At 52.8% G+C, this 7005-nt stretch carries 8 protein-coding genes; all 8 read left to right on the top strand.

Translation table 11 applies throughout. The features are described 5' to 3' along the window. Window positions 1-198, top strand: a 198-nt coding sequence (locus tag FHW04_RS23245) for a hypothetical protein (protein WP_227022006.1), incomplete at its 5' end; no start/stop codon positions are given. A 930-nt stretch (window positions 199-1128) separates the two neighbouring features. Then, window positions 1129-2052: a transporter substrate-binding domain-containing protein gene (locus FHW04_RS23240; RefSeq protein WP_227022007.1), complete on the top strand. Its 924-nt coding sequence runs from the start codon at window positions 1129-1131 to the stop codon at window positions 2050-2052. An 11-nt stretch (window positions 2053-2063) separates the two neighbouring features. Next, window positions 2064-2723 carry an amino acid ABC transporter permease gene (locus FHW04_RS23235; protein ID WP_094106477.1) on the top strand — a complete coding sequence of 220 codons (660 nt, stop codon included), beginning with the start codon at window positions 2064-2066 and terminating at the stop codon, window positions 2721-2723. After that, a complete protein-coding gene (locus FHW04_RS23230; RefSeq protein WP_089562625.1) occupies window positions 2720-3358 on the top strand; it encodes an amino acid ABC transporter permease in 639 nt (212 codons plus the stop codon). The genes FHW04_RS23235 and FHW04_RS23230 overlap by 4 nt, the downstream gene beginning before the upstream one ends. Before the next feature lie 4 nt (window positions 3359-3362). After that, window positions 3363-4175, top strand: a complete 813-nt coding sequence (locus tag FHW04_RS23225; protein WP_089562624.1) for an amino acid ABC transporter ATP-binding protein — start codon at window positions 3363-3365, stop codon at window positions 4173-4175. Continuing rightward, window positions 4168-5424, top strand: coding sequence for a M20 family metallo-hydrolase (locus FHW04_RS23220; RefSeq protein ID WP_252867578.1), 1257 nt, complete (start codon window positions 4168-4170; stop codon window positions 5422-5424). Before FHW04_RS23225 ends, FHW04_RS23220 begins: the two co-directional genes overlap by 8 nt. Beyond that, the gene (locus tag FHW04_RS23215) at window positions 5421-6119 is read left to right on the top strand and encodes a DUF1989 domain-containing protein (RefSeq protein ID WP_094106478.1); all 699 of its coding nucleotides are present in this window, start codon (window positions 5421-5423) and stop codon (window positions 6117-6119) included. The genes FHW04_RS23220 and FHW04_RS23215 overlap by 4 nt, the downstream gene beginning before the upstream one ends. A gap of 78 nt (window positions 6120-6197) precedes the next feature. Continuing rightward, a complete protein-coding gene (locus tag FHW04_RS23210; protein WP_094106479.1) occupies window positions 6198-6788 on the top strand; it encodes a cupin domain-containing protein in 591 nt (196 codons plus the stop codon). Window positions 6789-7005: the final 217 nt, after the last annotated feature.

Raw genomic sequence — 7005 nt, 5'->3', positions numbered from 1 at the left:
CAAAGGCTGGGATGCCAGAAAGCGTGCGTATTGCCTGAAAATCCAGCCAGCTACAGGGTCGTTCGCAAGAAATCTTATTTATTCAACAAAGCCCCTCTGACCATTCCGGAGACGCAGTTTCATCAGGCGCTCTCCATTCTCAGCAACGTGCTGAACATCCACGCCAGTCAAGCTGCAACGGCTTCGGCGTCAGCCTGACATTCCGGCTCGCCTTACATTACGAGCCGGGATTATATCGACGCTCTGATCAGGCAGCCGCTCTGGCTGCCTGTTGATTTTAATGATTAGCAAAGCCAACATTATTTGAAATAAACGACGCTGGCGTTTTGCCTCGGCAAATCATCCTTACTCTGCTGCAGAAGCATATCCGCCAGCGCGACCTAAAGGAGTTTCTCGATGAGCTGGTCACGCTGATGCAGCCGTTGCGCTTGGAAAAAGTATTGAGGTAGAAAGACCAACATCCGTAGTATTGGCTGCATCTGCAATGGTGTGGCTCTGGTCAAGGACCATTTGAGCGGATTCGAATTTAAACTCTGCGCTGAAATTTCTTCTTTTCATTGGGACACATCTGTTGTTCTGAGATGAGCATATCACCTCTGTTCAGGTGGCCAAATTCAGTAAACCACTACAGCCGACCACTTCTCAGGGGCAGATAACAACGGACGTATCGGGAACGCTCAGCAGCAACTGGTGCTGGAAGCCTTACGTGACTACTTAAATCCGGAAGCGTTTAACCGGGAGCTGGACGCATATACGGCTAAAAGAAAGGCATTGCTCTTGCATGAGGTGCGAATGTCTGGATGAGTTTTACGATGACAGAGAACAACCTGATGAAAGACGGGGACTTTTATAGCTTTATCCGATCCGTTTCATTGGCTTTACGCTGCCGCTTCTTGTCCGCATCTTATTCTGCGAGGGGGCATTTCTTCTGCAGTGCTCCTTTCTTTCTGCACCAATAAATATCGCGGCTGCATTATTTCTGTGCATTTGCAGCCAGCAAGCCTCGCAATCCTATCTGTAAAACGCCGACATCTGCTAAATAAGATTATTGCTTTTTAAATTTAAAATCATGTGTTTAAAAAAATTGCATCACTTTTTGGTGCTGGTTGTTTTCGACTGGCATGCTTCATGCTTATTTCACCCAGTTCAAATAACTTGAATAGATTTCAAAATACTTTCACCGGGGTGGCAAACATGAAACGACGTAAAAAGGCGCTTTCTCTCAACTGGGCGATGCTATGTGTAATCGGCGGATTTTCCGCGACGGCTCACAGTGCAGATGTGCTGGATCGCATCAAAGAAGAAAAAACTATCACCATTGCGACTGAGGCGCGTTACGCCCCCTTTGAGTCGGTAGAAAACGGCAAGATCGTGGGTTATGACGTCGATCTGATGAACCATATTCTGGAGAAAAAGCTGCCTGGCGTGGCGGTTAAACAGCTTGACCTGCCGTTTCAGGGCATCCTGCCCGGGCTGGATGCCAAGAAATTCGATTTTGTGGTCACGGCAGTCACCGTAAACAAACAGCGCGTTGCGCACTTCGCGTTTACCGTACCGATTGCAGAATCTACTGTTGCGCTGCTTAAACGTGAAAATGACGGCACCATTACCACATTAGAGGATCTGAGCGGCAAAATAGTCGGATCCCAGGCGGGCTCAGGTCAGTTGCAGGTGTTGCAGGAGTTCAATGCAAAACTGAAGGCCAGCGGCAAGCCGGGCATCAAAGAGATCAAGCAGTACGTCTCTTTTGATGAGGCCTACGCCGATCTGGCAAACAAACGTCTGGATGGTGTCGCGCAATCTCTTGCCAACCTTGGTCCCCTGATCAAGTCACGCCCGGGCCTTTTCACCACCCTGAAGCCCATGCTCGGACCCACTACCTATTTCGGTTGGGTCGGGCGTCAGGATACTGACAGCGCATCTTTAGTGAAGCTTCTCAGCGATGGCATCAGCGAAGCCAACAAAGATGGCACGATGAAAGCCCTTCAGCAGAAATGGTTTGGTTTCGTGATGGACGTGCCGGCGGACAAAATGCCCGCACCCGCACTGTAAGTGGTGAGAACATGGGTGAATTTTTCTCACTGCTGACCCGTTGGCTGCCGATGTTAATGAATGGCGCGGTGACTACCGCCTCATTGTGCATCGTTGCCATCGTTGCCGGTTTTTTTGTCGGTGTGGTGATTCATCTGATGGAGAACGGCCAGTCATCAATCGCGTGCAGAGTCGCCCGTGTGTATATCAGCCTGTTTCGTGGCACGCCGGTTATTGCACAGGTCTTGCTCTGTTATTACCTGCCGGGTGAGCTGGGCCTGTCATTGCCTGGCTACCTGGCCGCTGTTATCGCACTCACGTTGAATACCGCAGCTTACCAGTCACAGATTTTGCGCAGCGGTTTTCAGGCCATTGCGCCAGGACAACTGGAGGCTGCGTCAATCTGTGGGCTGACGCCACGTCAGGCGCTGTGGCATATCCAGATCCCGCAGGTGCTGCGTTTGACGTTACCGTCGTTAATTTCCGAGTTGATCGACGTGATCAAGGCTTCTGCAGTAGTGTCAGTGATTGCCATTACGGATCTTATGCGAGTCGGGCAACAACTTGCCTCCTCAACCTACCGGCCGCTGGAAGTCTATATTGCTATCGCGCTGTCGTACCTGGTACTCACCAGCCTGCTTTCGCTGCTGGGCAGCTATGCTGAACGCCGCTGGCAGAAGGAGGGCCAATGAACGACTTCCTGCGCTATATTCCCGATTTTGGTCACGCTCTCGTCGTTACGCTCGGTATCAGTTTATGTGCTGCGTTGTCAGGCGCTCTCATCGGTTTCGCTGCGCAGGCCATGAGCCGTATGAATACGTTATTGTACGGATTGTGGCGCACTTATGTCTGGCTGGTACGCGGCACACCCTATTTAGCGCAGCTGGCGGTGTTCTACTTTGGCCTGCCGGCAATCGGCATCACGCTTAGCGCCGTCGAAGCCACAGTGATTTCACTGGCACTATACAGTACCGCTTACTTCAGCGAAATTTTCCGCGCTGCATGGAAGAGCATCAGTGTCGGACAACTGGAAGCTGCGCAGGTACACGATATTTCTGCCTGGAAAAGCTTCTGGCATATCCAGACGCCGCAGGCGCTTCGTTTCAGCCTTCCATTACTGGGTAATCAGTTTATTTCCACGATTAAAGAAAGCGCGGTGGCTTCGGTGATTACCGTGCCTGAACTGACTATGACGACCGGGCAAATTGTCGCCAACACCTACACCTATATCGTGCCGTACACCCTGTTGATCCTCAGCTACTGGCTGCTGGCTCAGGGTGTCAGTATCGGCGTGCGTCTGTTGAGCCGCACCTCTGTAGAAGGATAAGAGCATGCATCCCCAACCTATTCTTGAACTACGCCGTGTTGGCAAGTCATTTGCCGACAATCGGGTGCTTGCGGATATCAATCTCACCGTCAGTACCGGTGAGATCGTGACGCTTATCGGCCCTTCAGGCTCGGGTAAAACCACCGCGCTGCGCTGCATGAATTTTCTCGAAGCCTATGACGAAGGAGACGTGCTGATCAAAGGGCAGCTTCTGGGGTACAGCAGCAACAGCCGTAGCCTGAAAGATCGTGACAGCGCAGCGTTGATTGCCGAGGTGCGTCGTCCACTGGCTATGGTGTTTCAGCAATTTAATCTGTGGCCACATATGACGGTATTAGAAAATGTCTGCGCACCGCTAATTCTTGGCAAGAAAACGCCACGCGATGTGGCGCGAAAGAAAGCGGTGCAAGCACTGGCGCAGGTGGGAATGGCGGAAAAAGCCAGTGCGCGGCCAGCTCGCCTTTCTGGAGGACAACAACAGCGCGTTGGTATTGCCCGAGCACTGGCGCTGGAGCCGGAGCTTATGTTGCTGGACGAGCCTACTTCTGCACTGGACCCGGAGCGTGTGGAAGAGGTACAGGACGTGGTGAAAGCCCTGGCCAATGACGGGATGACCATGGTGATGGTGACCCATGAAATGTCATTCGCTGCAAAAATTTCCTCACGCATGGTATTCATGGCGGGCGGTTCGATTATTGAAAGCGGTGCGCCAGATAAGCTGTTTCGTCAGCCCCAGACCGATCGACTGAAGAATTTCCTCGCGCCCTGGTTTAAGCGCCCGTTGCAACTGGACGAAGGGGAGATAAACGATGCCTGATATCACCCCGATGCAGGTCGTGGCGCAAGTCAGCCAGCAGCGTCTGTTGGACAGACTGGCGCAACTTGCCCGCTTTGGCGCGCAGGAAAATGGTGGCGTTGATCGCCAGGCACTGTCGACTGTGGAACTGGATGCACGCGCCTGGTTAATCGATTGGGCCGGCTCACTGGGCTGTGAAGTGATAACCGATGACAGTGCCAATCTTTTCATTCGTCGTGCCGGACAAGAGGCTTTGCCGCCTGTGGTTACCGGCAGCCATATTGATACCCAACCGTCTGGGGGAAATCTTGACGGTTGCTATGGCGTTATCGCGGGAATGGAGTGCCTGAGCGCATTGCATGATGCGGGGATTACGACGCGTCGCCCAATCGAGGTCGCAGTCTGGATGAATGAAGAGGGCAGTCGTTTCGCGCCGGGCGCAATGGGATCCAGCGCTTATGTCGAACCCTCGCGCTTGAACAATTATTTGGCTCATCAGGATGCAAGTGGAACCACAGTGGCGCAAGCGCTGCAACGGTGCCATGACCGTTTTCCCCATTTACCCCGCCGTGCCCGCGTTCCCTTTGCTGCCTTTATTGAGCTACATATTGAGCAGGGACCCGTGCTGGAGCAGGCCGCGCTGCCGCTGGCTGTGGTCAGTGGTATTCAGGGCGTGCGTTGGTATCAGGTTACCTGTTACGGCGAATCGGCACACGCCGGCACGACGCCCATGGCTGTGCGTCAGGATGCGATGACGCTCGCCCGTCACACGGCTCATCAGGTCGAACTGGCGATGGCGCATCTGCCAGCGGAAGAATTACGTTTGACTTTTGGGCGCTGGGACATAGCGCCAAACGCCATTAACACTACCGCCTCGCGGGTGAGTTTTACCATAGATTTTCGCCATGCTGACACCTCAGTTCTCGCGGAGTTTGACGCCGTCATGCAGCAATTTGCCGCCGTGAATGTTCAGGTCAAAAGCCTGTTTCATCATCAGCCAGTGGCCTTTGACGTCGGATTGATATCACAGCAGCATGCCAGCGCTGAGGCGCTGGGAATCGCGGCGATGAAGCTAATGTCCGGCGCCTTCCACGATGCGATGCATCTTGCCGGACACTGCCCAACCAGCATGTTTTTCGTCCCCAGCCATTGTGGTATTAGCCATAATCCGGCTGAGCACACTGACCCTCAATATCTGTATCTTGGCGCCAAAGCGTTAGCGCACTGCCTGACAGAACTGGCCAATCAACCTGAAGGAGTTAATCCATGAGCACATCAACCTATCCTGCATGCTGTGACAAAGACAACGGCAGTGCGCTGGGCAGCAACACCACGTTATCTTCCGCGATTTCTGCAGACGGTACGCCGATTCCCGGAGAACTGTACACTGTGCCGGCACGTTGCGGCTGCGCCGTGCGTTTGAGAAAGGGGCAAATTATTCGTATTATCAACACGCCCGGCAGTCAGGTTTGCGATACTTGGCTGTTCAACAGCGATGATCTCAGCGAGTTCTCCTCGATGGAACATACCCGAGCCTATATTGATAAGATCATCCCGAAGGAAGGCGATGCCTTAGTCACCAACCAACGTCGTCCGATTGGTACGCTGCTGACTGACACTTCGCCAGGCATTCACGATACGCTGATAGCCGCTTGTGACCTGCATCGTTACACAAATTTAGGCGTGACTGATTATCACGACAGCTGTGCCGACAATATGCGCCTGGCACTGAACGCTATCGGTTTGCGCGCCCGTGAAGTGCCGCAGCCACTGAACCTGTGGATGAATATCCCGGTCAATGCCGACAATTCCATCTCCTGGCTGCCAACGGTGAGCCAGGCAGGCGACTACGTAGAGATTCGTGCCGAGCTGGATTGTATTGTGGTGATGTCGGCATGCCCGCAGGATATCGTGCCAATTAACAGCTGTGATCCACAGCCGGTGCATTTCTACGTAGCGGCTTGATAAGCCAGCCTGCTCGTTCAGGCATTAACGTGCCCGGCCAATGTCGGGCGTTTTAATAGAAAGTGACAGAAGCAAAGTATGAAAAAAAACGGCGAAGCCAGTGGAATAGGGTTATCAGATTTAGGCATGCGACTACGCCATGCGCGCTTAGCGCAGGAGATCACCCTGAAGCAACTGGCGCAAAAAGTCGGCTGTTCAGAGAGTTTGCTGTCGAAGCTGGAGAATGAGATCGCTGCACCGTCTCTGGCAATGCTACACCGTTTGGCCACCGCACTTGAAACCAACATCTCTGACCTGATGGCTGAAAGTTGGGTGGCCGATTCACCCGTGATGAAGGCGGACAGCCGCCGACGCAAACTCTTTGTGCACCGTAACAGGAAAGGTGGCATTGAGTTGGAAAACCTAACACATCACCATAAAGGCGGCCTGTTGCAGGGCAATATTCATGTTATTGAACCCGGTGTCGCCAGTGACGGACAGATTGAACATCACGGAGAAGAGATGGGCTATGTGCTTGAGGGAGAGGTTGCGCTTTACCTTGGCGATCAGGTTTACGCACTGAGTGTCGGGGACTCGTTCTATTTTCCCAGCAACGTGCCGCACGGTTACCGCAATTCCGGCACAACGGTTGCCAAAGTGTTGTGGGTGAATACTCCTGTCACCTTTTGATGGTGTATTAAGTACAGGCTGGTAGCCCAGTACTCTGGTCAGGCAGTACCTGAGCGAAGTTTAACATGATGACTAAATTGTCAGACAGCGAGACGGCTAAACCGGTAAATTGATCATTAAAGCGGCTTTGTTGAATAAATAAGATTTCTTGCGAACGACCCTGTAGCTGGCTGGATTTTCAAGCAATACGCACGCTTTCTGGCATCCCAGCCTTTGT

Source organism: Pantoea sp. AN62, from assembly GCF_050432985.1.
GTDB classification, from domain to species: domain Bacteria; phylum Pseudomonadota; class Gammaproteobacteria; order Enterobacterales; family Enterobacteriaceae; genus Pantoea; species Pantoea brenneri.
This window is presented reverse-complemented; position numbering and strand designations above follow the sequence as displayed.